This is a genomic window from Pseudomonas nitroreducens TX1, assembly GCF_000313755.1.
Taxonomy (GTDB): Bacteria; Pseudomonadota; Gammaproteobacteria; order Pseudomonadales; family Pseudomonadaceae; genus Pseudomonas; species Pseudomonas nitroreducens_A.
In genome coordinates, this window is the sequence record NZ_AMZB01000136.1 from 103,364 (window position 1) to 127,264 (window position 23,901).

At 66.6% G+C, this 23,901-nt stretch carries 22 protein-coding genes; 16 read left to right on the forward strand and 6 right to left on the reverse strand.

Translation table 11 applies throughout. From position 1 onward, the window contains the following. The first annotated feature begins 47 nt into the window (after window positions 1-47). Together C167_RS0128155 and cueR are read left to right on the forward strand one after the other, a co-directional pair. Window positions 48-2,453, forward strand: coding sequence for a heavy metal translocating P-type ATPase (locus tag C167_RS0128155; protein WP_017521668.1), 2,406 nt, complete (start codon window positions 48-50; stop codon window positions 2,451-2,453). 48 nt (window positions 2,454-2,501) lie between these two features. Continuing rightward, the gene (gene cueR, locus C167_RS0128160) at window positions 2,502-2,903 is read left to right on the forward strand and encodes a Cu(I)-responsive transcriptional regulator (RefSeq protein WP_017521669.1); all 402 of its coding nucleotides are present in this window, start codon (window positions 2,502-2,504) and stop codon (window positions 2,901-2,903) included. A 13-nt stretch (window positions 2,904-2,916) separates the two neighbouring features. Here cueR and C167_RS0128165 read toward each other — a convergent pair whose 3' ends face one another. The 5 genes from C167_RS0128165 to C167_RS0128185 form a co-directional block, all read right to left on the reverse strand. Next, a complete protein-coding gene (locus tag C167_RS0128165; protein WP_017521670.1) occupies window positions 2,917-3,807 on the reverse strand; it encodes an EamA family transporter in 891 nt (296 codons plus the stop codon). A gap of 170 nt (window positions 3,808-3,977) precedes the next feature. Next, on the reverse strand, window positions 3,978-4,529 hold the full coding sequence (locus C167_RS0128170; RefSeq protein ID WP_017521671.1) for a nucleotidyltransferase family protein: 552 nt from the start codon (window positions 4,527-4,529) through the stop codon (window positions 3,978-3,980). 5 nt (window positions 4,530-4,534) lie between these two features. Further along, window positions 4,535-5,431 carry a PA4780 family RIO1-like protein kinase gene (locus C167_RS0128175; protein WP_017521672.1) on the reverse strand — a complete coding sequence of 299 codons (897 nt, stop codon included), beginning with the start codon at window positions 5,429-5,431 and terminating at the stop codon, window positions 4,535-4,537. Between the two features lie 72 nt (window positions 5,432-5,503). Beyond that, complete coding sequence (locus C167_RS0128180) at window positions 5,504-6,685, reverse strand: two-component system response regulator (RefSeq protein WP_017521673.1); 1,182 nt, start codon at window positions 6,683-6,685, stop codon at window positions 5,504-5,506. Between the two features lie 98 nt (window positions 6,686-6,783). Beyond that, window positions 6,784-9,135, reverse strand: a complete 2,352-nt coding sequence (locus tag C167_RS0128185) for an ATP-binding protein (RefSeq protein ID WP_017521674.1) — start codon at window positions 9,133-9,135, stop codon at window positions 6,784-6,786. Window positions 9,136-9,269: 134 nt separating this feature from the next. On the opposite strand from C167_RS0128185, the gene ada reads away from it, so the two are divergent. The 12 genes from ada to C167_RS0128245 all read left to right on the forward strand — a co-directional run bounded on the left by ada (window position 9,270) and on the right by C167_RS0128245 (window position 21,404). Next, window positions 9,270-10,331 carry a bifunctional DNA-binding transcriptional regulator/O6-methylguanine-DNA methyltransferase Ada gene (gene ada, locus C167_RS33045; protein ID WP_017521675.1) on the forward strand — a complete coding sequence of 354 codons (1,062 nt, stop codon included), beginning with the start codon at window positions 9,270-9,272 and terminating at the stop codon, window positions 10,329-10,331. 71 nt (window positions 10,332-10,402) lie between these two features. Beyond that, window positions 10,403-11,017, forward strand: coding sequence for a phosphatase PAP2 family protein (locus tag C167_RS0128195; RefSeq protein ID WP_017521676.1), 615 nt, complete (start codon window positions 10,403-10,405; stop codon window positions 11,015-11,017). A 238-nt stretch (window positions 11,018-11,255) separates the two neighbouring features. Beyond that, on the forward strand, window positions 11,256-12,164 hold the full coding sequence (locus tag C167_RS0128200; RefSeq protein ID WP_017521677.1) for a glutamate/aspartate ABC transporter substrate-binding protein: 909 nt from the start codon (window positions 11,256-11,258) through the stop codon (window positions 12,162-12,164). A gap of 191 nt (window positions 12,165-12,355) precedes the next feature. Next, window positions 12,356-13,102, forward strand: coding sequence for an amino acid ABC transporter permease (locus tag C167_RS0128205; RefSeq protein WP_017521678.1), 747 nt, complete (start codon window positions 12,356-12,358; stop codon window positions 13,100-13,102). After that, entirely contained in the window at window positions 13,099-13,767 is a 669-nt protein-coding gene (locus tag C167_RS0128210; protein ID WP_026079336.1) for an amino acid ABC transporter permease, read from the forward strand. Before C167_RS0128205 ends, C167_RS0128210 begins: the two co-directional genes overlap by 4 nt. Further along, a complete protein-coding gene (locus tag C167_RS0128215) occupies window positions 13,764-14,498 on the forward strand; it encodes an amino acid ABC transporter ATP-binding protein (RefSeq protein ID WP_017521680.1) in 735 nt (244 codons plus the stop codon). Before C167_RS0128210 ends, C167_RS0128215 begins: the two co-directional genes overlap by 4 nt. A gap of 85 nt (window positions 14,499-14,583) precedes the next feature. Further along, entirely contained in the window at window positions 14,584-16,257 is a 1,674-nt protein-coding gene (ggt, locus tag C167_RS0128220; RefSeq protein WP_017521681.1) for a gamma-glutamyltransferase, read from the forward strand. Between the two features lie 80 nt (window positions 16,258-16,337). Further along, the gene (locus C167_RS0128225; RefSeq protein ID WP_085988873.1) at window positions 16,338-18,233 is read left to right on the forward strand and encodes a sensor histidine kinase; all 1,896 of its coding nucleotides are present in this window, start codon (window positions 16,338-16,340) and stop codon (window positions 18,231-18,233) included. After that, window positions 18,230-19,564 carry a sigma-54-dependent transcriptional regulator gene (locus C167_RS0128230; RefSeq protein WP_017521683.1) on the forward strand — a complete coding sequence of 445 codons (1,335 nt, stop codon included), beginning with the start codon at window positions 18,230-18,232 and terminating at the stop codon, window positions 19,562-19,564. Before C167_RS0128225 ends, C167_RS0128230 begins: the two co-directional genes overlap by 4 nt. 581 nt (window positions 19,565-20,145) lie before the next feature. Further along, the gene (locus tag C167_RS0128235) at window positions 20,146-20,595 is read left to right on the forward strand and encodes a hypothetical protein (protein ID WP_017521684.1); all 450 of its coding nucleotides are present in this window, start codon (window positions 20,146-20,148) and stop codon (window positions 20,593-20,595) included. Window positions 20,596-20,779: 184 nt separating this feature from the next. After that, window positions 20,780-21,022 (forward strand): hypothetical protein, encoded by a 243-nt coding sequence (locus tag C167_RS0128240; RefSeq protein WP_017521685.1) that lies wholly within the window; start codon window positions 20,780-20,782, stop codon window positions 21,020-21,022. A 124-nt stretch (window positions 21,023-21,146) separates the two neighbouring features. Further along, on the forward strand, window positions 21,147-21,404 hold the full coding sequence (locus tag C167_RS0128245; protein ID WP_017521686.1) for a hypothetical protein: 258 nt from the start codon (window positions 21,147-21,149) through the stop codon (window positions 21,402-21,404). Here C167_RS0128245 and C167_RS0128250 read toward each other — a convergent pair. Next, the gene (locus tag C167_RS0128250) at window positions 21,383-21,994 is read right to left on the reverse strand and encodes a class I SAM-dependent methyltransferase (RefSeq protein ID WP_017521687.1); all 612 of its coding nucleotides are present in this window, start codon (window positions 21,992-21,994) and stop codon (window positions 21,383-21,385) included. The two genes, C167_RS0128245 and C167_RS0128250, sit on opposite strands and share 22 nt — an antisense overlap. 230 nt (window positions 21,995-22,224) lie before the next feature. Between C167_RS0128250 and C167_RS0128255 the strand changes: the two genes are divergently transcribed. Together C167_RS0128255 and prpB are read left to right on the forward strand one after the other, a co-directional pair. Beyond that, window positions 22,225-22,947, forward strand: coding sequence for a GntR family transcriptional regulator (locus C167_RS0128255; protein WP_017521689.1), 723 nt, complete (start codon window positions 22,225-22,227; stop codon window positions 22,945-22,947). After that, complete coding sequence (gene prpB / locus C167_RS0128260) at window positions 22,944-23,831, forward strand: methylisocitrate lyase (protein ID WP_017521690.1); 888 nt, start codon at window positions 22,944-22,946, stop codon at window positions 23,829-23,831. The genes C167_RS0128255 and prpB overlap by 4 nt, the downstream gene beginning before the upstream one ends. The last annotated feature ends 70 nt before the right edge of the window (window positions 23,832-23,901 follow it).

The window sequence follows — 23,901 nt, forward strand, 5'->3', positions numbered from 1 at the left end:
CTCGTGTCAAGGTTGATGCTATCGGGGAACTTCAGGGAGAAAGCCCCATGAGCAGCGCCACCCCCATCGAACTCGACCTGCCCGTCTCCGGGATGACCTGCGCCAGCTGCGCCGGTCGAGTCGAGCGTGCCCTGCGCAAAGTACCCGGCGTGCAGGACGCCAGCGTCAACCTCGCCAGCGAGCAGGCCCGCGTGCAGCTGGCCGCGCCGTCCACCGGCGAAACCCTGCCGGCGCTGGTCGCCGCCGTCGAGCAGGCCGGTTACCAGGTGCCGTCCCACAGCCTGGAACTGGCCATCGAGGGGATGACCTGCGCCAGTTGCGTCGGCCGCGTCGAGCGCGCCCTGAACAAGGTTCCCGGCGTGCGCTCGGCCAGTGTCAACCTGGCCAGTGAGCGCGCCCATGTCGAGCTGCTCGGCGCGATGGATAGCGCCGCGCTGATCGCCGCCGTCGACAAGGCCGGCTACCGGGCCCGGCCCATCGAACCCGACCAACCCACCGTGGACCCGGCCGTGGCCCGCCTGGCGCGCGAGCGCTGGTGGCTGGCCGCCGCCATCCTGCTGTCGCTGCCGCTGGTGCTGCCGATGGTCGGCGACGGGTTCGGCCAGCACTGGATGCTGCCGGCCTGGGTGCAATTTCTCCTCGCCACGCCCGTCCAATTCATCATCGGCGCGCGCTTCTATGTGTCGGCCTACAAGGCCGTGCGCGCCCGCAGCGGCAACATGGACCTGCTGGTCGCCCTCGGCACGAGCGCCGGCTACGGCCTGAGCCTGTACCTCTGGTACGCCGCAGTTCCCGGGCAGATGCCGCACCTGTACTTCGAAGCCAGCGCCGTGGTCATCACCCTGATCCTGCTCGGCAAGTACCTGGAAAGCCGCGCCAAGCGCCAGACCGCCGCTGCCATCCGTGCCCTCGAGGCGCTGCGCCCGGAGCGCGCCACCCGCGTGCGCCACGGCGTCGAGGAAGACGTCGCCATCGCCGAACTACGCCTGGGTGACGAAGTGCTGGTGCGCCCCGGCGAACGTTTCCCGGTGGACGGCGAAGTCCTCGCCGGACAGAGCCACGCCGATGAAGCCCTGATCACCGGCGAAAGCCTACCGGTGCCCAAGGACGTCGGCGACCCGGTCACCGGCGGCGCAATCAACGGCGAAGGCGTGCTGCGCGTGAAGACCACCGCCCTGGGCGGCGAGACCGTCCTGGCGCGGATCATCCGCCTGGTGGAAGACGCCCAGGCGGCCAAGGCGCCGATCCAGAAGTTGGTGGACAAGGTCAGCAACGTGTTCGTCCCGGTGGTGATCGGCATCGCCCTGGTCACCCTGGTCGGCTGGCTGATCGCCGGCGCGGGCTGGGAACAGGCGCTGATCAACGCCGTGGCCGTGCTGGTCATCGCCTGCCCCTGCGCCCTGGGCCTCGCCACCCCGACCGCGATCATGGCAGGCACCGGCGTAGCGGCCAAGCATGGCATCCTGATCAAGGACGCCGAAGCCCTGGAAGTCGCCCACGCGGTGACTGCCGTGGCCTTCGACAAGACCGGCACCCTCACCTCCGGCCAGCCGCGTATCACCAACCTCGCGGCAGTCCATGATGAGGCGCAAGCCCTTGCCCTGGCCGGCGCTTTGCAGCGCGGCAGCGAACACCCGCTGGCCCGCGCCGTACTCGACGTCTGCGCCGAACGCCATCTGAACCCCGCCGCCGCCGAGGCGACCCAGGCCCTGACCGGCCGCGGCATCCAGGGCCGCATCGAAGGTCGCCTGCTGGCGCTGGGCAACCGCCGTATGCTCGACGAAGCCCAACTGCTGCCCGGTGCGCTGGAAACATCGGCCAAGCGCTGGGAAGCCGAAGGCCGCACCCTGTCCTGGCTGATCGAGCGGGAGCCGCAAGCCCGCGTGATCGCCTTGTTCGCCTTTGGCGACAGCCTCAAGGAAGGTGCGAAAACCGCCATCAACGCCCTGCGCGAACGCGGCATCGCCAGCCACCTGATCACCGGCGACAACCGTGGCAGCGCCCAGGTCGTGGCCGATGCGCTGGGCCTGGACGACGTGCATGCCGAAGTATTGCCCGGCGACAAGGCCGCCGTGGTCGGCGCGCTGCGCCAGGAAGGAAAAGTGGTGGCGATGGTCGGCGACGGTATCAACGATGCCCCGGCGCTGGCTGCAGCGGACGTGGGTATCGCCATGGGCGGCGGCACCGACGTTGCCATGCATGCCGCCGGCATCACCCTGATGCGTGGCGACCCGCGCCTGGTGCCGGCGGCGCTGGACATCTCCCGGCGTACCTACGCGAAGATCCGCCAGAACCTGTTTTGGGCCTTCATCTACAACCTGGTGGGCATCCCGCTGGCCGCCTTCGGCCTGCTCAACCCGATGGTGGCCGGCGCGGCGATGGCCGCTTCGAGCGTCAGCGTGGTGAGCAATGCCCTGCTGCTCAAGCGCTGGAAACCCCAGGATCGGAAATGACAGTGCCGCTCCCGAGCCATCGGGGGCGATCGCTCAAGAGGAATCGGCATGAACATCGGCGAAGCAGCGAAGAAAAGCGGCCTGACCGCGAAGATGATCCGCTACTACGAATCCACCGGCCTGCTCGCCCCCGCCGGGCGCAGCGCCAGCGGCTACCGCCACTACAGCGAGCACGACCTGCACACCCTGGCCTTCATCCGCCGCTCGCGGGACTTCGGCTTCTCCCTGGAAGAGGTCGGCCAGTTGCTCGCCCTCTGGCAGGACCGCCAGCGCGCCAGCGCCGACGTGAAGGCCCTGGCCGCCCGGCATATCGACGAGCTTAACCGCAAGATCGCCGAACTCAGCAGCCTGCGCGACACCCTGCAGGAACTGAGCGACCACTGCCAGGGCGACCACCGGCCGGACTGCCCGATCCTCAAGGACCTGGAGTCAGGAACGTGCTGTCACTGATCTGCTGCCTGGGTCAGCCTTGGCCGCTCACTGCCATGCGGCGGCGCCAGATCGAGGCCGGCAATACGGTCACCGCGAGGCCGACGAACACCAGCACGCAGGCCATCCAGTCCTGGGTGGTGAGGTCTTCCCCCAGGAACAGCCAGCCCGACAGCAAGCCCGACACCGGCACCGCCAGGGCGAAAGGCGTGACCTGGCTGGCCGGGTAGCGGCGCAGCAGGAAGCTCCACAGGCCGAAACCGACGGTGGTGGCGAGGAAGGCGATGTAGAGCAGCGCGCCTGCGCCGGTCCAGTTGATGTTGACCACGGCGTGCTCGATGGCCTCCGGGCCTTCGAAGATCCACGACAGCACCAGCAGCGGCAACGGCGGGATCAGGCTGACCCAGCTGATCAGGCGCAGCATATCGCTGGCGCCGGAGCGCTTGGTGGCGATGTTGGAAAAGGCCCAGGCCAGCGCGGCGGCAATCACCAGCAGGAAGGCCACCAGGCTATCGCCCAGCGGGCGCTCCAGGCCGATCAACAGCAGGCCCCCGGCGGCCAGCGCCAGGCCGATCAACGCACGCGGGCTCGGGCGCTCGCCGAGGAAGACGGCGGCGATCAATACGGTGAAGAACACTTGGCTCTGCAGCACCAGTGACGACAAGCCGGCGGGCATCCCGATGTGCATGCCGACGAACAGCAGGCCGAACTTGACCACGCCCAGCAGCACGCCGATCTGCACGATGCGCCAGAACGGCGCCGGCAGCGGACCGCGCAGGAAGATCAGCGGCAACGCCGCGAGGGCGAAACGCAGGGCGCAGAACAGCAGCGGCGGGAAGTCGTGCAGGCCGACCTTGATCACGACGAAGTTGACGCCCCAGATCAGGGTGACCAGCAAGGCGAGGAGAACGTGGCGGAGGGGCATGGCAGAGCGCTCGGGGTGGGATGCGGGAAAACTAACAGCCCTCGCTTGAAATGTATGGATACAGTTGCGGCCTTACAGTTCTCCGACACGTTTTTTGTAGGAGCGAGCTTGCTCGCGAACAGATTCACCGGGCAAATCGGCGATGGGCGGGATCGCGAGCAAGCTCGCTCCTACGCAGGCTCGATCTGGAGTTTCGGCCAGCGCGCCGGCCAGTTCTTGGCGGCAATACGCTCGCGATAGATGTGCGGCTTGGCGCGGAAGTGCCCGGTCGGCCGGACGCGCAGCGCCCAGATGTCGTCGATCCCCAACGGCGCCAGCAGTTCCAGGCAACTACCGCGCAAGCGCAGCGCCACCGCCGTGCAGAGCTCGGGCCAATGGCACATTGCGTCCCCGCAATCCCGATAGGGCGAATCGCCATTGCGCAGGTGCATTCGCGCCTGGTTACGCACGGACCAGGGTACGCCGGGACAGGCTTCCTGCAACCGGCGTTCCCACTGGTAATCAGCTTCCGGCGCCAGGCAGTCGGAACAGAAGTAGAGGACATCCACATCGCTGACTGGCGTCTGCTCGTCGTAGCCATGCATGGCGTCCCACACCGCATTGCGCACGAAACCTGCGGCGATCCAGGCGCCTTCCGGGCCGTGATCGCGCACTATACGCAGCAGGTGCAGGCGCTCGGGTTGCCCGGCGATCAGTGCCAGAAGCGCCGACTCACCGGGCAATGGGCTCAGGCCTGCTCCCACGGCGGAGGCGGCGGCTCGTCGCGCTGCTGCGGGGCATCCTGGGCGGCGCGGCCGGCTTCGCGGCGTTCCTGCTCACGCATGGCATCGGCAATTTCACGCAGCACCGAATCCACGTCCGCCTCGTCTTCCGGATCATCGAAGTGCCCGGTCAGCGGGGTGTCCGGCTGCAGCTTGCCGTCCTCGTAGAGGGCCCACATTTCCTTGGCGTAGTGGGTGTACTTGAGTTCCGGGGCGAAGCGGCCGAAATAGGCGGCCATGTTGCCCACGTCGCGTTCGAGCATGCGGAAGGCGTGGTTGTTGCCGGCGGCGTCCACGGCCTGCGGCAGGTCGATGATCACCGGGCCGTCCGGCCCGACCAGCACGTTGAACTCCGACAGGTCGCCGTGCACGAGGCCGGCGCAGAGCATCATGACGATCTGGCGGATGAGGAACTCGTGGAAGTCTCGGGCCAGCTCGGGCTCCATCACCACGTCGTTCAGACGTGGCGCAGCGTCGCCCTCTTCGTCGGCGACCATTTCCATCAGCAGCACGCCGTCGAGGAAATCGTAAGGCTTGGGCACGCGCACGCCGGCATTGGCCAGGCGGAACAGTGCCGCCACCTCGGCGTTCTGCCAGGCGTCCTCCTGCTCCTTGCGGCCGTACTTGGTGCCCTTGGCCATGGCGCGGGCCTGGCGGCTGTTGCGCACCTTGCGGCCTTCCTGGTATTCGGCGGCCTGGCGGAAGCTGCGCTTGTTGGCTTCCTTGTAGACTTTGGCGCAGCGCAGCTCGGCGCCGCAGCGCACCACATAGACAGCTGCTTCCTTGCCGCTCATCAGCGGGCGCAATACTTCGTCGATCAGGCCGTCTTCGATCAACGGCTCTAGGCGTTTCGGGGTCTTCATCGGGCTTCCTGGCGTACCTCTCTGGGGCGCTGCGCTCCTTATACGGCAAACGTCGACGACCGCCCAGCGCGATCAGGGTTCGGGCGGGGTCAGCTCGATGCTTTCGGTCACCGCATCTTCGAGTCGTTGCAGTTCGAGCCCCAGCGCCTCGTCGCTGTCGGCGTAACGCTGGGCGATATTGGCGAAGCCTTCGGCAACCTCGCGGAAGGCCTCGACCACCCGCGGGTCGAACTGGCTGCCGGCGCCGGCCTTGATGCGCTCGGCGGCTTCCTCCGGAGTCAGCGAAGAGCGGTAGGCGTGACGGCAGGTGTATTCGTCATAGCAATCGATCAGCGACAGCATGCGGGCGCCCAGGGGGATCTGCTCGCCGGCCAGGCCTTCGGGAAAGCCGCTGCCGTCCCAGTGCTCATGGTGGCTGTAGGCGATTTCCTTGGCAAAACGCAGAAAGTCCGCTGGCGATCCGAGTTTGCGCTCCGCCGCTGCCAAGGCATCGCGGCCAACGGTGGTGTGGCTTTCGAGGATCAGCCGGTCGGCCTCTTCCAGTTGGCCGGGGTTGTGCAGAATGCGGTCGGGCACGGCGACCTTGCCAATGTCATGCAACTGCGCCGAGCGCACCAGCAGTTCGATGTTTTCCACCGACAGCTCGGCTGCGAACTCCGGGTGCAGCGACAGCGAGCTGCCCAGCAGTCGCATGTAGTGCTCGATACGTACGAGGTGGTTGCTGTGCGGGTTGTCGCGCAGGTCGCAAAGGGTCGCCATGGCTTCCAGCGTGGCGTCCTGAATCGCCTGCAGTTCGCGGGCGCGACGGCGCACCTCCAGCTCCAGGTACTCGCTCTTGTCGCGCAGGAAGTCGGCGTTGGCCTTGAGGTTCAGGTGCGCGCGGATGCGCGCCAGGGTCACCGGCGGGCTGATCGGCTTGGTCAGGTAGTCCACCGCGCCCAGGTCCAGGCCCTTCTGCTCGTCGGCGGCGCTGACCATGCCGGTGAGGAAGATCACCGGTATGTCGCGGGTCATGGGGTCGGCCTTGAGCTGCCGGCACACTTCGTAGCCGTCCATCTCCGGCATCATGATGTCGAGCAGCACCAGGTCCGGGCGCGGATCGCTCTGCATCAGGCGCAGCGCCTTCGGCCCACTGGACGCCACGCGCACCTGATAGCGGTCCATGAGCAGCTCGCTCATCAGCATCAGGTTGTCGGGTTGGTCGTCCACCACCAGGATCATCTCCTGCTCCGGCCGGTCCAGCATGCTATCCATCGCAACTCCTCGCATCGGTCAGATTCGTGACATGCCACGGGTGATCGGACCATGGCCCTGTCCGCGTGTTCCTATCCCGCCCTTTCTTATCTGCTGCGTCATATGCGGATATCGCGCTCCCTCGCGAGATTCACCAGACTTTCCAGGGCCCGCTCGAATTCGAATCGCCGCACATTCGTGGCGATGCCCTCGTAGCCCTCATTGAAGACGCTGCGCAGCAGGCTTGCACGCTCGCCGAGCAACCGTCCGGCGCGCGGGTCGTCCGCCGCCAGCAGGTGCGCCAGGCGCCGACAGACCTGCTCGACCTCGGCGACGTTGCCGCTCTCCAGCAGCGCCGGCGCGGTCGCGGCGGTCGGCAGCAGCGGCACCGGCAGCGGTTCGTGATTGATGTTCTGCAGGCTCAGGTTGACCGAATCATCCACCCGCCCCAGCGGCAGCCGGCACCAGAACAGGCTGCCGCGATCCGGCTCGCTTTCCACCCCGACGCTGCCGCCCATCGCCTCCGCCAGCTTGCGGCAGATCGCCAGGCCCAGGCCGGAGCCGCCGTAGCGCCGGGTGATGGAACTGTCCGCCTGCTGGAAGGATTCGAACAGGCGCTCCTGCTGCAGTTCGGTGATGCCGATGCCGGTATCGCGGAAGGCGAAATACAGCTGCAGGCTGTCCTCGTCCTCGTCTTCCAGGCGGACGATCAGCACCACCTCGCCCTGCTCGGTGAACTTCAGCGCGTTGTTGCCGTAGTTCATCAGGATCTGCCGCAGGCGCAGCGAATCGCCCACCACCTGGGCGGGCACTCGCGGGTCGATCTCGCAACGCACCGTCAGGCCCTTGCTCGCGGCGCGGATACTGAACAGGTCGAACAGCTCGCCGAGCAGGCGTTCGAGGTCGAAGCCGATGTGTTCGAACTCCAGCTTGCCGGCCTCCACGCGGGACAGGTCGAGGATGTCGCTGATCAGCTCCAGCAGGTACTGGCCCGACCCCTGGATCTTGCCCAGGTAATCCACCTGCTGCGGGTCCAGGGTGGTTTCCTGCAGCAGGTGCGCCAGACCGATGATGATGTTCAGCGGCGTGCGGATTTCGTGGCTCATGTTGGCGAGGAAGTCGCTCTTGAGCTGCGCAGCCTCCTCGGCCAGGTCGCGCGCCTCGGCCAGCGCCAGCTCGGTGGCCTTGCGCGCGGTGACGTCGCGGCTGACGCCCACCAGCCCCAGCAGCCGGCCCTGGTCGTCATGGAAGGCGCTGCGCAGGGTATCGAACAGCACCCGCCGGCCATCGGGGTAGACCACCCAGCCTTCGCTGGCGAACGGCTGCCTTTCGGTCAGCGCCTGGCGGTCGCGGTCCTGGCGACCGGCGCCGGCGGCGCGGCTGAACAGCTGCTGATCGCTGCGGCCAATGATGTCTTCCGGCGCGCGCCCCAGGCAGTCGGCGAAAGCCTGGTTGACGCCCAGGTAGCGGCCCTGGGTGTCCTTGAACCAGATCGGATCGGGAATCGAGTTGATCAGCGCCAGCAGCGTGCTGCGCTGGCGCCGCTCCTCCGCCTCGGCGCGGGCGCGCTCGGCCACCTGGATCGACAACCGGCGGTTCCACACCAGCACGAAGGTCAGCAGGCCGAGGACGCCCACTACCCAGGGCCAGGCGATCTGTAGCAGGTGCATCCAGTCGAAGATGTCCAGCGCCGGCAGCCAGCGGGCCTGGATCGCCTCCTGCTCGTTGCGGGTGATGCTGCCCAGCGCGCGGTCCAGCAGCGGCACCAGCGGTTCGAGCTCCTTGCGCGTGGCGAAGCGCACCTGGCTGTTGCCCAGCCCGCTGTCGCCGCGCACCTCCAGATTGGACAGGTCGAGTTGCTCGATCAGGAAGGTGGAGGTGATGAGGTTGCCCACGTAGGCATCGGCGCGCCCGGTGGAAACGGCCTTGAGTGCGCTGGGGGAGTCCTCTACCAGCACGAAGTCGATACCCGGAACCGCCTTGCTCAGCAGCTCGTGCACGGCGTAGCCCTGCTCCACCGCTACCCGGCGGCCGGACAGATCGTCCAGCGTGCGGAGTGTGCTGTCGCGCCGGGCGAAGATCAGGCTGCTGCTGGTGACGTAGGGCTGGGTGAAGCTCAGGAAGCGCTGGCGCTCTTCGGTGGCCGCCATGGATGGCAGCAGGTCCACCTCGCCGGCCTTCACCGCCGCCAGCACCTCCTCCCAGGTGTTGTAGAGCACCGGCTGGATGCGCATGCCCAGGCGCTCGGACAACAATTGCAGGTAATCGGCGCTGATGCCGTGGAACTGGTCGAACTCGTCGATCACCTCGAACGGCGGCCAGCCGGCGCGGAACAGCCCAACGCGGATCGGTTCGTGGGCGGCGACGAAGGCGCGCTCCTGCTCGCTCAGGTCAACGCCCGCGGCACGGACCTGCGCGCACAGCGCGAGGAGCAGCAGAACAGAGAACAGGCAGAGTCGGCGCAAGGACATGGGTTCTTCTTCAGGCGATACCCAGCAAGCGTAGCCCCTGCTGCCGCGCTTCGAATTTGAAAACGCGATGCGGATTGCTGCACTTCGTGTCGGGACGGAGAATCCCCTCAACAGCCATTGCCTGGAGAGCTGCCATGACGACCACCTCACTTGACCCCGAGCGCTGCTGGCAGGCGGTCTGCGAGCGCGATGCACGCTACGAGGGGCGTTTCGTCTTCAGCGTGCGCTCCACGGGCGTGTACTGCCGGCCGAACTGCCCGGCGCGCCGGCCGTCGCGGGAGAACGTGGCCTTTCATGCAGCGCCAGACGCGGCCGAAGCCGCCGGCTTTCGCCCATGCAAACGCTGCTCGCCGCGTGGCCCGAGTCCAAGGGAGCAACTGGATGCGCTGGTCGCCGCGGCCTGCGAACTGCTCGACAAGGCCGAGAAGCCGCCCACCCTGGACGAACTCGCCGGGCGCATCGGCCTGTCCGCCTCGCACCTGGCCCGCGCCTTCAAGGCCCGCACCGGCCTGACGCCCCGCGCCTGGGCCGAATCCCGCCGCGAGCAACGCCTCGCCGCCGCCCTGCCGCAAGCGCGCTCGGTGCTCGACGCCGCACTCGAAGCCGGCTACTCCGGCACCCGCGCCCTGTATGAAAGCGACATGCCCCTGAGCCCCGCACAACGCCGGCAGAAAGGCGCCGGCGAACGCCTGCGCTACGCCATCGCGCCCTCCCGGCTCGGACTGGTACTGCTGGCCGCCACCGACAAGGGGGTGTGCGCCCTGCTCTTCGCCGACGATGCCGGCGAGCTGGAGCGCCAGTTGGCCGAGCGCTTCAGCGCTGCCGAGCGAGCCCGCGACGATGAGGGTCTCGGTGACTGGCTGCGCCAGGTCCTCATCCAGCTGGAAGAACCCGAAAAGGCCGCGCAGCTCCCGCTGGACCTGCACGGCAGCGCCTTCCAGCTTCGCGTCTGGCGCGCCCTGACACGCATTCCCAGCGGCGAAACACGGCGCTACGGCGAACTCGCCGAGACATTGGGCACCCACCCGAGGGCCATCGCCCGCGCTTGCGCCAGCAATAATGTCGGCCTGCTGGTGCCCTGCCACCGTGTGGTCGGCGGTACGGGCGAAGGCGGCTATCGCTGGGGCCTGCCGCGCAAACGCGAACTGCTGCGCCGCGAGGAACACGCCGCCGGTCAGAACCCCGAGGTGGATTGACCTCGATCACGCACGGCGAAGGGGGGCGGCGTGCTATTTTCCCCCGCCTTACCCCACCTCCCCGGCACACCATGGATTTCTGGTCCCTGATCACCCGCCTGGGCGACAGCTCCCTGCTCGCGCCCGCCGCCTTGTTCGTCTTCTGCTGGCTGCTGTACCGCCGCGAGACAGCCAAGGCCGGGTTGTGGGCGCTGCTGTTCGGATGCTCGACCGCACTGGTGGTGGGTTCGAAGCTGGCCTTCATGGGCTGGGGAATCGGAATTCCGAACCTGAACTTCACTGGCATCTCCGGCCACAGCATGATGGCCGGCGCAGTACTGCCGCCGCTCGCCGCGCAATTGTTCAGCAGGCGGCGCGCCAGCCTCGTCGCGGCCGGGCTGGCGGCGCTGGTCGCCGTACTGGTGGGCCTGTCTCGGCTGGCGATCAACGTGCATTCGCCAGCCGAGGTCTATGCAGGCCTTGCGCTGGGTCTGGGGACCAGCGCCATATTCCTCGGCGCCACGCGCGCCGCCCTGCCTGCCCTGCAGCCTGCGCTTCTGCTGCTGGTCGTAGCGCTGGGGCTGGGCCAAGCGACCACCGGGGTTCGCGCGCCGACGCACCAGTTGCTGGAGCGCATCGCCGCACACCTGGCCGACCGCGACCAGCCCTATCAGCGCGGTCAGTGGGCGGGCCAGCCGGACGTCTGAGCCGGAGTCTCGTTCGGATTTCCGAACGACAATTCCCCGAATATCCGGGAGGCCGAACGCCACGCTGCCTCGCCGCGACGCCTACCTCTTAATTAATCATTATATTTCATATAGTTAGATGAATATCCAGGATTTGGCACGGACCCTGCTCTGCTCCACCTCGAACGTGCGACCGGCCTGGAGTGAGCCTCGTCGGCGCAGGACTGAATAACAAACACAACCAGTCGAGGTAGTCTCCATGCGTTTCGCACCCCGTGCGTTGGGCGTCGCCATTGTCGCGGCCCTGCTCGCCACTCCCGTCGTCGCCGAAGAACTCACCGGTACCCTGAAGAAGATCAAGGACTCCGGCACCATCGTCCTCGGCCACCGTGACGCCTCCATCCCCTTCTCCTACCTCGGCAGCGATCCGCGCCAGCCCGAAGGTTATTCCCACGACCTGCAGATCAAGGTCGTCGAAGCCCTGAAGAAGGAGCTGAACGCTCCCGACCTGAAGGTTCGCTACAACCTGGTGACCTCCCAGACCCGTATCCCGCTGGTGCAGAACGGCACCGTGGACATCGAGTGCGGCTCCACCACCAACAACCTTGAGCGCCAGAAGCAGGTCGACTTCTCCGTCGGCATCTTCGAGGTCGGCACCCGCCTGCTGACCAAGACCAGCTCGGGCATAAACGACTTCCCGGACCTCAAGGGCAAGAACGTGGTGACCACCGCGGGCACCACCTCCGAGCGCCTGCTCAAGCAGATGAACGCCGACCAGAAGATGGGCATGAACATCATCTCCGCCAAGGACCATGGCGAGTCCTTCCTGATGCTCGAATCCGGCCGCGCCGTGGCCTTCATGATGGACGACGCGCTGCTCTACGGCGAAATGGCCAAGGCCAAGAAGCCCGACGACTGGCACGTGGTCGGCAAGCCGCAGTCCTTCGAGATCTATGCGTGCATGGTTCGCAAGGGCGATGCACCGTTCAAGAAGGTGGTCGACAAGGCCATCTCCGACACCTTCGCTTCGGGTGAGGTCAACAAGATCTACGACAAGTGGTTCATGCAGCCCATCCCGCCGAAGAACCTGAATCTCAATTTCCCGATGAGTGATGAGCTCAAGAAGCTGATCGCCAATCCGACCGACAAGTCTGCCGAGCAGATGTAACGGTCGCGCGCGGCTGCGCCCACAAGGCGTAGCCACGCGGGGGATCGGGAGCGCGCGCCATGCGCTCCCGAGCCCACTACTTCAATGATGACGATGCCGGAACACCCGCTACCCGCGGGTGGTGGGAGTCCTTGCGCCCGCGTCCGGCCTCGAACACACCGTGAAATGTCTTACCCGAGGGGAAACCCGTCATGGATTACAACTGGGACTGGGGCGTGTTCTTCAAGTCCACCGGGATCGGCGACGAACGCTACCTGGACTGGTACATCACCGGCCTGGGCTGGACCATCGCCGTCTCGCTCGCGGCCTGGGTCATCGCCCTGGCGCTCGGCTCGCTGCTGGGCGTGATGCGCACCCTGCCCAACCGCTGGTTGTCGGGCATCGCCACGGCCTATGTGGAGCTGTTCCGCAACGTGCCGCTGCTGGTGCAGCTGTTCATCTGGTACTTCCTGGTGCCGGATTACCTGCCACAGCCGATCCAGGACTGGTTCAAGCTGGGCATCGCCCCGGAGACCTCGGCCTTCATCAGTGTCGTCGTGTGCCTGGGCCTGTTCACCGCCGCGCGGGTCTGCGAGCAGGTGCGCACCGGCATCCAGGCGCTGCCCAAGGGCCAGCTCGCCGCCGCCAGCGCCGTGGGCTTCCGCCTGCCGGCGATCTACCGCCACGTGCTGCTGCCGCAGGCGTTCCGGATCATCATTCCGCCGCTGACCTCGGAATTCCTCAACGTCTTCAAGAACTCCTCGGTGGCCTCGCTGATCGGCCTGATGGAGCTGCTGGCGCAGACCAAGCAGACCGCCGAATTCAGCGCCAACCTGTTCGAGGCCTTCACCCTGGCCACCGCGATCTACTTCACCCTGAACATGAGCCTGATGCTGATCATGCGCATGGTCGAGAAGAAAGTCGCCGTGCCGGGCCTGATCTCCGTGGGAGGTAAATGATGGACTTCAGCCAGATCGTCCCCGCCCTCCCCGGCCTCTGGGAAGGCATGCTCACCACCCTGCAGCTGATGGCGCTGGGTGTGCTGGGCGGCGTGGTGCTCGGCACCGTCCTCGCGCTGATGCGACTGTCGAGCAGCAAGCTGCTGTCGAACATCGCCGGCTTCTACGTGAACTACTTCCGCTCGATCCCGCTGCTGCTGGTGATCACCTGGTTCTACTTCGCGGTGCCGTTCATCCTGCGCTGGATCACCGGCCAGGACACCCCCGTGGGCGCGTTCACCTCGTGCCTGGTGGCCTTCATGATGTTCGAGGCGGCGTACTACTGCGAGATCGTCCGCGCCGGCATCCAGGCCATCCCCAAGGGCCAGATCGGCGCGTCCTACGCGCTGGGCATGACCTACGGCCAGTCCATGCGCCTGATCATCCTGCCCCAGGCGTTCCGCAAGATGACCCCGCTGCTGCTGCAGCAGAGCATCATCCTGTTCCAGGACACCTCGCTCGTGTACTCGGTCGGCCTGATGGACTTCCTCAACGCCGCCCGTTCCCGTGGCGACATCATCGGCCAGCCCCATGAATTCCTGATCTTCGCCGGTCTCGTCTACTTCGTCATCAGCTTCGCCGCGTCCTTCGGTGTGAAGCGCCTGCAGAAAAGGTTAACCGTATGATCTCCATCGATAACGTCAGCAAGTGGTATGGCGACTTCCAGGTGCTCACCGACTGCAACACCAAGGTGTCCAAGGGTGAAGTGGTGGTGGTCTGCGGGCCGTCCGGCTCGGGCAAGTCGACCCTGATCAAGTGCGTCAACGCGCTGGAGCCCTTCCAGAAGGGCGACATCACCGTCGACGGCACCTCCATCGCCAACCCGAAGACCGACCTGCCGAAACTGCGCTCGCGCGTCGGCATGGTGTTCCAGCACTTCGAGCTGTTCCCGCACCTGACCATCACCGAGAACCTCACCATCGCCCAGCGCAAGGTGCTGGGACGGAGCAAGGAAGAGGCGATGGACAAGGGCATGAAGCTGCTCGACCGCGTCGGCCTCAAGGCCCATGCGCACAAGCATCCCGGCCAGCTCTCCGGCGGCCAGCAGCAGCGCGTGGCGATCGCCCGCGCGCTGGCCATGGATCCGATCGTCATGCTGTTCGACGAACCGACCTCGGCGCTCGACCCGGAGATGGTCAACGAGGTGCTCGACGTGATGGTCCAGCTCGCCCACGAAGGCATGACCATGATGTGCGTGACCCACGAGATGGGCTTCGCGCGCAAGGTCGCCGACCGGGTGATCTTCATGGACCGCGGGCAGATCGTCGAGGACTGCCCGAAGGAGGAGTTCTTCGGCGACCTGCAGAATCGCGCCGAGCGCACCCAGCAGTTCCTCGCCAAGATCCTGCCGCACTGAGTCGGGTTCGCTGATCCACCCGAGCGCCCCGGTTCGCCGGGGTCCTCAACCTCACCGCAACTACAAGAATAAATAAGGAAGTCCCATGCGCGTGTTCCACTTCAGCAAGTTGCCCCTGGGCGTCGCGATCCTCGCGGCGAGTTCGTCGGTCTTCGCCGTCACCCTCGACGGCGGTGCGGTTGCCGCGCCGGACCAGTACGGCGCGAAAGTCGCCAGCGAGATCCTCAAGAAGGGCGGCAATGCCGTCGACGCAGCGGTCGCCACCGCCTTCACACTCGCGGTCACCTATCCCGAAGCCGGCAACATCGGCGGCGGCGGCTTCATGACCCTGTACGTCGAGGGCAAGCCGTATTTCCTCGACTACCGCGAGATTGCGCCGAAGGCCGCGACCAAGACCATGTACCTGAATGAAAAGGGCGAGGTGATCGAGAACCTCAGCCTGGTCGGCGCCAAGGCCGCCGGTGTACCGGGTACCGTGATGGGCCTGTGGGAAGCGCACAAGCGCTTCGGCAAGCTGAAGTGGAGCGAGCTGCTGACCCCGGCCATCGGCTACGCGCAGAGCGGCTTCCGCGTCGCCGACCAGCAGTACCAGTACCGCCAGGACGCCATCGCGCTGTTCAACGGCAAGACCAATTTCGGCGACTACTTCGGCACCATGAAACCGGGCGAGACCTTCAAGCAGCCCGAACTGGCCAAGACCCTGGAACGTATCGCCGACAAGGGTCCGGATGATTTCTACAAGGGCGAGACCGCCAAGCTGCTCGTCGCGCAGATGAAGCAGGACGGCGGCCTGATCACTTCCGACGACCTCGTCGACTACAAGGCCCAGTGGCGCGAACCAATGCGCATCGACTGGCAGGGCAACACCCTCTACACCGCGCCGCTGCCCAGCTCCGGCGGCATCGCCCTGGCCCAGCTGATAGGCATCAAGGAGCAGCGCGCCGCCGACTTCGAGGGCGTGGAGCTGAACTCCGCGAAATACATCCACCTGCTCGCGGAAATCGAGAAGCGCGTGTTCGCCGACCGCGCCGACTACCTGGGCGACCCGCAGTTCTCCAAGGTGCCGGTGGCCCAGCTGACCGACCCGAACTACATCGCCAAGCGCGCCAAGGAAGTGAACCCGGACGCCATCTCGGAAACCGAGAAAGTCCGTCCGGGCCTGGAGCCGCACCAGACCACGCACTTCTCCATCGTCGACAAGGACGGTAACGCCGTCAGCAACACCTACACCCTCAACTGGGACTTCGGCAGCGGCGTGGTAGTCAAGGGCGCGGGCTTCCTGCTCAACGACGAGATGGACGACTTCAGCTCCAAGCCGGGCGTGGCGAACGCCTTCGGCGTAGTGGGCAGCGATGCCAATGCCATCGAGCCGGGCAAGCGCATGCTCTCCTCCATGAGCCCGAGCATCGTCACCCGCGACGGCCATGTCAGCCTGGTGCTGGGCACTCCCGGCGGCTCGCGGATCTTCACCTCGATCTTCCAGGTGCTGAACAACGTCTACGACTTCCACCTGCCCCTGGAGAAGGCCGTCGCCGCGCAGCGCGTGCATCACCAGTTGCTGCCCAAGGACACCATTTACTACGACGCTTATGCGCCGCTCACCGGCAAGGTTGCCGACGAGCTCAAAGCCATGGGCTACACCCTCGAAGACCAGGGCTGGAACATGGGTGACATCCAGGCCATCCGCGTCGACGGCAAGGCCCTGGAAACCGCCTCCGATCCGCGCGGCCGCGGCGTCGGGCTGGTGGTCAAGCCCTAACCCCTGGCGGACGCACCGTGTGGTACCCGAGTCAGTCCATCGCCGCCCCCCGGCGTTGGGCTGGCTCGGCCCCGGCGACTGTGCTGCAATGCGCTTCCAGCCCATTGCCGCCGCCGCTCACCGTGAAGCCACGCCTCGTGCGCAACTACCTGTTGCCCCTCCTGCTGCTCCTGCTCACCCTGGGCTTCGGCTACGGCGGCTACCTGATCAGCGAAGGTGCCGGCACCCGCAGCCTGATCGAGAGCGGCGAGCGCCAGCTCGAACTGCACGCCCGCGGTGTGGAAAGCGAGATCAGCCGCTACACCTACCTGCCCAGCCTGCTGGAACTCGAAGGCAGCGTCAGCCGCCTGCTGGTGGACCCGACACCGCTGCATCGCGACCGCGTCAACCATTACCTGGAAGGCCTCAACCGCCGCGCCGGCAGCCGCGCCGTGTACCTGCTGGATACCTCCGGCCGCGTGCTGGCCACCAGCAACTGGCAGGATGCCGACAGCTACCTGGGCGAAGACCTGTCCTTTCGCGCCTATTTCCAGGAAGCGGTGAACGGCCGCCCCGGCCGCTTCTATGGCATCGGCAGCACCACCGGCGAGCCCGGCTACTACCTCGCCCACGGCCTGGTCCACGGCGGCAGGATCGTCGGCGTGGCGGTGGTCAAGGTGCGCATGGAAGCCCTCGAAGAGCGCTGGGAGAAGGCGCGCCTGCAAGCCTTCGTCAGCGACGAGAACGGCATCATCATCCTCTCCAGCGACCCGACCCTGCGCCTGAAGGCCGTGCGTCCGCTCAGCGACCAGGACAAGGAACGCCTCGCCCGCAGCCTGCAGTACTACTGGTGGGCGCTCAATGAATGGCAGCCGCTGGCGCGCCACCCCCTCGGCAAGGGCGTGGAGGAGATCAGCTTCCCGCCGCCGGGCGAGAACACCGAAGGCCACAAGCCGCTCAGCTACCTGATGCAGACGCGCAGCCTGAGCGACACGCCGTGGAACTTCACCCTGCTCACCCCGCTGGCCGACCTGCGCCGCGAAGCGCTGATGCATGGCGTGCTGGCCGCCGTCGGCTTCGCCCTGTTCGCCTTCCTGCTGATTGCCTGGAACGAGCGGCGCAAGGTCATCGCCACCCGCCTCGCCGCCCGCGAGGCACTGGAGCAGGCCAACAACGCCCTGGAGCGACGCATCGCCGAGCGCACCGCCGACCTGCGCGCCAGCAACCAGCACCTGCGCGAACAGATCCGCGAGCGCCGGCAGGCCGAGGACACCTTGCGCAAGGCCCAGGATCGCCTGGTGCAGGCCGGCAAGCTGGCGGTGATCGGGCAGATGTCCACCAGCATCGCCCACGAACTCAACCAGCCGCTGGCAGCGCTGCGCACCCTGTCGAGCAACAGCGTGCGCTTCCTGGAACGCGGCAAGCTCGATGTCGCCAGCAGCAACCTCGAAGCCATCGCCGAAATGGTCGACCGCATGGGCCGCATCACCGCCAGCCTGCGCGCCTTCGCCCGGCGCGCCGACGACCACGGCCAGGCAACCCTGAGCAAGGCAGTGGACGCGGCGGTGATGGTGTTGCAGGTGCGCCTTGCCGAAGTACCGGTGACCCTGCACCGCGACTACCCCGACGCGCAGCTGGCCATCGACCAGACGCGCCTGGAACAGATCCTGGTCAACCTGATCGCCAACGCCCTCGATGCCATGGGCCCGCAGGCCGACCGCCAGCTGTGGCTGGAAGGCCGCAGCGAAGGCGACGGCCACTACCGCCTGGTCGTTCGCGACAATGGCCCTGGCATTCCGCAGGATGCGCGAGCGCACCTGTTCGAACCCTTCTTCACCACCAAGCCCGGCGAACTCGGCCTGGGCCTGGGCCTGACCCTGTCGGCCAGCCTCGCCACCGCCGCCGGCGGCAGCCTCGGCGTGGCCTATCCGGAGGCCGGCGGCACCGCCTTCGAGCTGCACCTGCCGCTGCTGCCCGCCATGGAGACACCCGCATGAGCGACCCATCCCTGCGCGTCCTGATCGTCGAGGACGACCCCCACGTGCGCCTCGGCTGCCAGCAGGCGCTGGCCCTGGAAGACATCGAGACCGACAGCGTGGGCAGCGCCGAGGAGGCGCTGAAGAAGGTCGGCGCCGACTTCCCCGGCATCGTCGTCAGCGACATCCGCATGCCCGGCATGGACGGCCTGCAACTGCTGGAGAAGCTCAAGGAGCGCGACCCCAGCCTGCCGGTGGTGTTGATTACCGGCCACGGCGACATCGCCATGGCGGTCAAGGCCATGCGCGACGGCGCCTACGACTTCATGGAGAAGCCCTTCTCACCGGAAAAACTGGTGGACACTGCGCGCCGCGCCCTGGCCCAGCGCGCGCTTACCCGCGAAGTCAGCCAGCTGCGCCGCCAGCTCGCCGGCAAGCAGGCCCTGGAAAGCCGGCTGATCGGCCGCTCGCCCGCCATGCAGGCGCTGCGCGAGCTGATCGCCAACGTCGCCGACACCTCCGCCAATGTGCTCATCGAAGGCGAGACCGGCACCGGCAAGGAACTGGTCGCCCGCTGCCTGCACGACTACAGCCGGCGCCAGCCCAAGCCCTTCGTCGCGCTCAACTGCGGCGGCCTGCCGGAAAGCCTGATCGACAGCGAAATCTTCGGCCACGAGGCCCATGCCTTCACCGGCGCCGGCAAGCGGCGGATCGGCAAGATCGAGCACGCCGACGGCGGCAGCCTGTTCCTCGACGAGATCGAGAGCATGCCGCTGAACCTGCAGATCAAGCTGCTGCGCGTACTACAGGAACAACAGCTGGAGCGCCTGGGCTCCAACGAACTGATCCGCGTGGACTGCCGGGTGATCGCCGCGACCAAGTCCGACCTCGCCGCCATGGGTCGCGAAGGCAGCTTCCGCAGCGACCTCTACTACCGCCTCAACGTCATCACCCTGAACCTGCCGCCGCTGCGCGAACGCCGCGAAGACATCCTGATGCTCTTCGAACACTTCCTGCAGCAGTCCTCGCTGCGCTTCGACCGCCCGGCGCCGATCATCGACAACGCCACTGCCGCCACCCTGATGGCCCACGACTGGCCAGGCAACGTGCGCGAGCTGCGCAACGTCGCTGAACGCTTCGCCATCGGCCTGCCGGTGCTGGCAGGCGGCAGCCTCGGCCCGGACGCCGGCGAGCCGCGCTTCGCCGAGGCCGTGGAAGCCTTTGAGAAAAGCCTGCTGTCCACCGCCCTGGAACGCCACGCCGGCAACCTCAGCCAGGCCGCGCACGCGCTGGGCATGGCCAAGACCACGCTGTTCGACAAGGTGAAGAAATACGGCCTGAAGAGCGATTAAGCGGTCTTTGCTTCCCACATGGCGAATGGGCAGAAGCCATTGTTTTCACTTGAAAGCCCGTGCCGTTGCTTTCCCTCTCCCCCGCCCTCTCCCTGAAGGGAGAGGGAGCCGTTCGGCGCCGCCGATGAGCGCGGTATTTACCGGCCGCCCGGACTAGTCCCCTCTCCCGTCAGGGAGAAGGGCCGTTCGGCGTCGCCGATGAGCGCGGTGTTTACCGGCCGCCCGGACTAGTCCCCTCTCCCGTCAGGGAGAAGGGCCGTTCGGCGCCGCCGATGAGCGCGGTATTTCGCGGCCGCTCGGGCCGGCCCCCTCTCCCTTCAGGGAGAAGGGCCGTTCGGCGCCGCCGATGAGCGCGGTATTCCCCGGCCGCTCGGGCCGGTCCCCTCTCCCTTCAGGGAGAGGGTTAGGGAGAGGGCATGCCCTCGTGCCGAGTCTCCTGCAGGAGCGGACCATGCCGCGCCCACGGAGCACGCCGTTCTGCTACGGGATTACCGGCCTGCCTGCTTCCGTTCCCATTGATCTGCGCCGTCCCGTCCCGGACACTATCGACCTTTGAACCGGCCGCACGAGCGGGAGCCCTCATGTCCACCCAAGCCGAAACCCTCTGGAACCAGCTCTGCGCCGACGCCGGCGTCGATCCGCAGCAGCGCATGGCCGCGCGCCGCGCCATCCTCGCCGACAGCAGCGCGCTGGACGCCACCGTCTACCGCCCGGACGACAACGACCCGGACGCCGAAGAACTGGACATGGGCGATGCCAAGGTGCAATTCCTCGGCCCGTTCGAGGCGCCGGTCGAATGGGACGCCGCCGAGCGCGAAGATTTCTTCGACGACGCCGACCCGGCACTGTTCTTCAGCGTTCGCATCGAGTGCGAGGCAGAACCCGGCACCTCCGGCTTCTTCGTCCCGGAAGTGGGCGACTACCTGGCAGTCATGGATGGCGGCAAGATCCAGATGTATTTCCTGCACGACTGGCGCGAAGACGAAGACGGCTGCACCTGCGTGCTGATCCGCGACGACATCCAGCTCTGATCGAGGCGACGCCCTTCGAGGACTTCGCCCAGCCCTGGGCCGAGGCCTACCGGCTATTGCCTATGAAGGAGCCGTCAACCAGGGCAACATACTTTCCTACAAATATCTCGGAAGGCTCCGATGAGTCTGGCGTGAGTTCGCTGTCTAGAGTACTCACCCTTTTTCATCAGCCGGACCTTCCGCCATGAACCTCGCTCCCGACAGTCTCTGGGTCGATGTGGAGACCTGGTCTCCCTACCGCCCGCAACGCATCCTCCACGGCCGCATCAGCCGCGCGGACTATCTCGCCCTGTGCAATGGCCACGCGCCCTCCGAGGTGCGCCTGGGCGATTGCCAGAGCCGCCACTGCCCGACCGGCCCGGTACAGGACCTGTTCCTCAGCGGCTCGCACATCCTCAACGTCACCCCGGTGGAGCGGGTGGCCTGAACGGCGAGGGCTGGAGATTCGGAGAGGAAAGTCCCACAGCCCATTCAGAGGAACCCGACAGAGCCTGCACGGAACCGACGTTAAGGTTTGCCCCCTCTTCTCACCCATGTGGAGCGACGTGGCAATGAACGAACATCTCAAGGTCGAAGTCGTGGTTCGCGCGCATAATCGCGAGTCCTCAGTGCTCCAGGGCTGGATCAGCCAGGGCGACTACTCCGCGCTGTGCCATGGCGCGGCGCCGTTCGTGGTGCGCATGAACGACTGCCAGTCGGAGATGGGGCTGCTCGAACGGCCGGAAGACATCTACGTACGCAGCGCCTACATCCTCAGCATCGAAGTGCTCGACCGCCTGCCTGCGCGTCAGTCGGCCATGCCACGGTAGACGTAGGTCATGGGCCGCGGGCCCGGCAGGTAATCCTGGATCAGTTCGCGCAAGTGGAAGCCACCGGATTCGATCAGCGCCGGCATGTCGCGGTCCAGGTGGCAGCCGCCGGCCAGCGGCTTCCACACCGGCGTCAGGCGGTGCTGCCAGGCACGCACGCTGGCGTCCGGCGCCAGGCCGTGTTCGCAGAAGAAAAATTCGCCACCGGGCTTGAGCACCCGGCGCATTTCCTTCAGCGCCGCCACGGCATCGGGAATGCTGCACAGGGTGAAGGTGCAGACGATGCTGTCGAAGCTCGCGGCGTCGGCGCGGATCTCGCCCAGCTCCAGCGCCACCATCTCCACCGGGATGCCAATCGCCGCGGCGCGGTTGCGGGCGAGCTTCTGCATCTGCGCCGCGGGGTCGACCCCGACGATTGTCGACACTTTCGCCGGATCGTAGAACGACAGGTTCAGCCCGGTGCCCATGCCGATCTCCAGCACCCGGCCATGGGCGCGGGGCACCAGCAGCGAGCGCTGCTTCATCACATCGCCCAGTCCGCAGGCGAAGTCGATCAGCCGGGGCAGGACATAACGGTCGTAGAGTTGCATGCGTGTGATCTCCGCTTTTCCCCTGATCCTAGCGGTCCTCAGCCGCGCCGGCTCAGGGGCTGATGAGGGGATATCCGCCAATTTCACGGACAGCAGCGCCGACTGACCACTCCCCTTGGGCATAAACCCTGGCGGCCGTTAGACGATTGTCGACACTTCATCAAATCTTGATTGACCCAGAGGCTTTCGAGGGGTAGCTTTCGCCGCACATCAAGAAGATTGTCGACACCATGAGCGATAGCCTGACTCTGCCAAGCCCCGTTTCCGACGACAGCGAGACCCTCTCGGAACACGTGTTCCGCAAGATCCAGTCCGCCATCGTCAAGGGCGAGATCGCCCCCGGCAGCAAGATTTCCGAGCCGGAACTGGCGCGCACCTACGGCATCAGCCGGGGCCCGCTGCGCGAGGCGATCCACCGCCTGGAAGGCCAGAAGCTGCTGGTGCGCGTACCGCACGTCGGCGCGCGGGTGGTGTCGCTGAGCCACGAGGAGCTGCTGGAGCTCTACGAGATCCGCGAATCCCTCGAAGGCATGGCCTGCCGCCTGGCCGCCGAGCGCATGAGCCAGGAAGAGATCGACGAGCTGCGCCGTGTGCTCGACACCCACGAGCGCGACGAGGCGTTCCAGGCCGGCCGTGGCTACTACCAGCAGGAAGGCGACTACGACTTCCACTACCGGATCATCCAAGGCAGCGGCAACCGCACCCTCACCCGCATGCTCTGCGGCGAGCTCTACCAGCTGGTGCGCATGTACCGCCTGCAGTTCTCGGCGACGCCCAACCGGCCGCGCCAGGCTTTCGCCGAGCACCACCGGATTCTCGATGCCATCGCCGATCGTGACGGCGAGCTGGCCGAGTTGCTGATGCGCCGTCACATCGGCGCCTCGAAACGCAATGTGGAGCGTCACTACCTGGACGCCCAAGCCAAGACAGCCAACGTACGAGGTGAACAATGAGCTACAAGACCGCCGGCCAACGTTTCCGTGACGCCCTTGCCGAAGAAAAGCCGCTGCAGGTGATCGGCGCGATCAACGCCAACCACGCCCTGCTGGCCAAGCGCGCCGGCTTCAAGGCCATCTACCTCTCCGGTGGCGGAGTGGCGGCGGGTTCCCTCGGCCTGCCGGACCTGGGCATCAACACCCTGGATGACGTGCTCACCGACGTACGCCGCATCACCGACGTCTGCGACCTGCCGCTGCTGGTGGACATCGACACCGGCTTCGGCCCCAGCGCCTTCAACATCGAGCGCACCGTGAAGAGCCTGATCAAGGCCGGCGCCGCCGCCGCCCATATCGAAGACCAGGTCGGCGCCAAGCGCTGCGGCCACCGTCCGGGCAAGGAAATCGTCTCCGTCGACGAAATGGCTGACCGCGTGAAAGCCGCCGCCGATGCCAAGACCGACCCGAACTTCTTCCTGATCGCCCGTACCGACGCCATCCAGGCCGAGGGCGTGGACGCCGCCATCGAGCGCTGCCTGCGCTACGTCGAGGCCGGTGCCGATGCGATCTTCGCCGAAGCCGCCTACGACCTGCCGACCTACAAGCGCTTCGTCGATGCGCTGAACGTGCCGATCCTGGCCAACATCACCGAGTTCGGCGCCACCCCGCTGTTCACCCGCGACGAACTGGCCTCGGTCGGCGTGGCCATCCAGCTGTATCCGCTGTCCGCCTTCCGCGCCGCCAACAAGGCCGCCGAAGCCGTGTACACCGCGATCCGCCAGGAAGGCCACCAGCAGAACGTGATCGAGCTGATGCAGACCCGCGCCGAGCTGTACGACCGCATCGGCTACCACGCCTTCGAGCAGAAGCTCGACGCGCTGTTCGCTGCTGGCAAGAAGTGATTTTCGTTCGTTCAGGCCAGGCCTGGACGAATCGTAGGGTGCATAACGCCTCAGGCGTTATCCACCATCG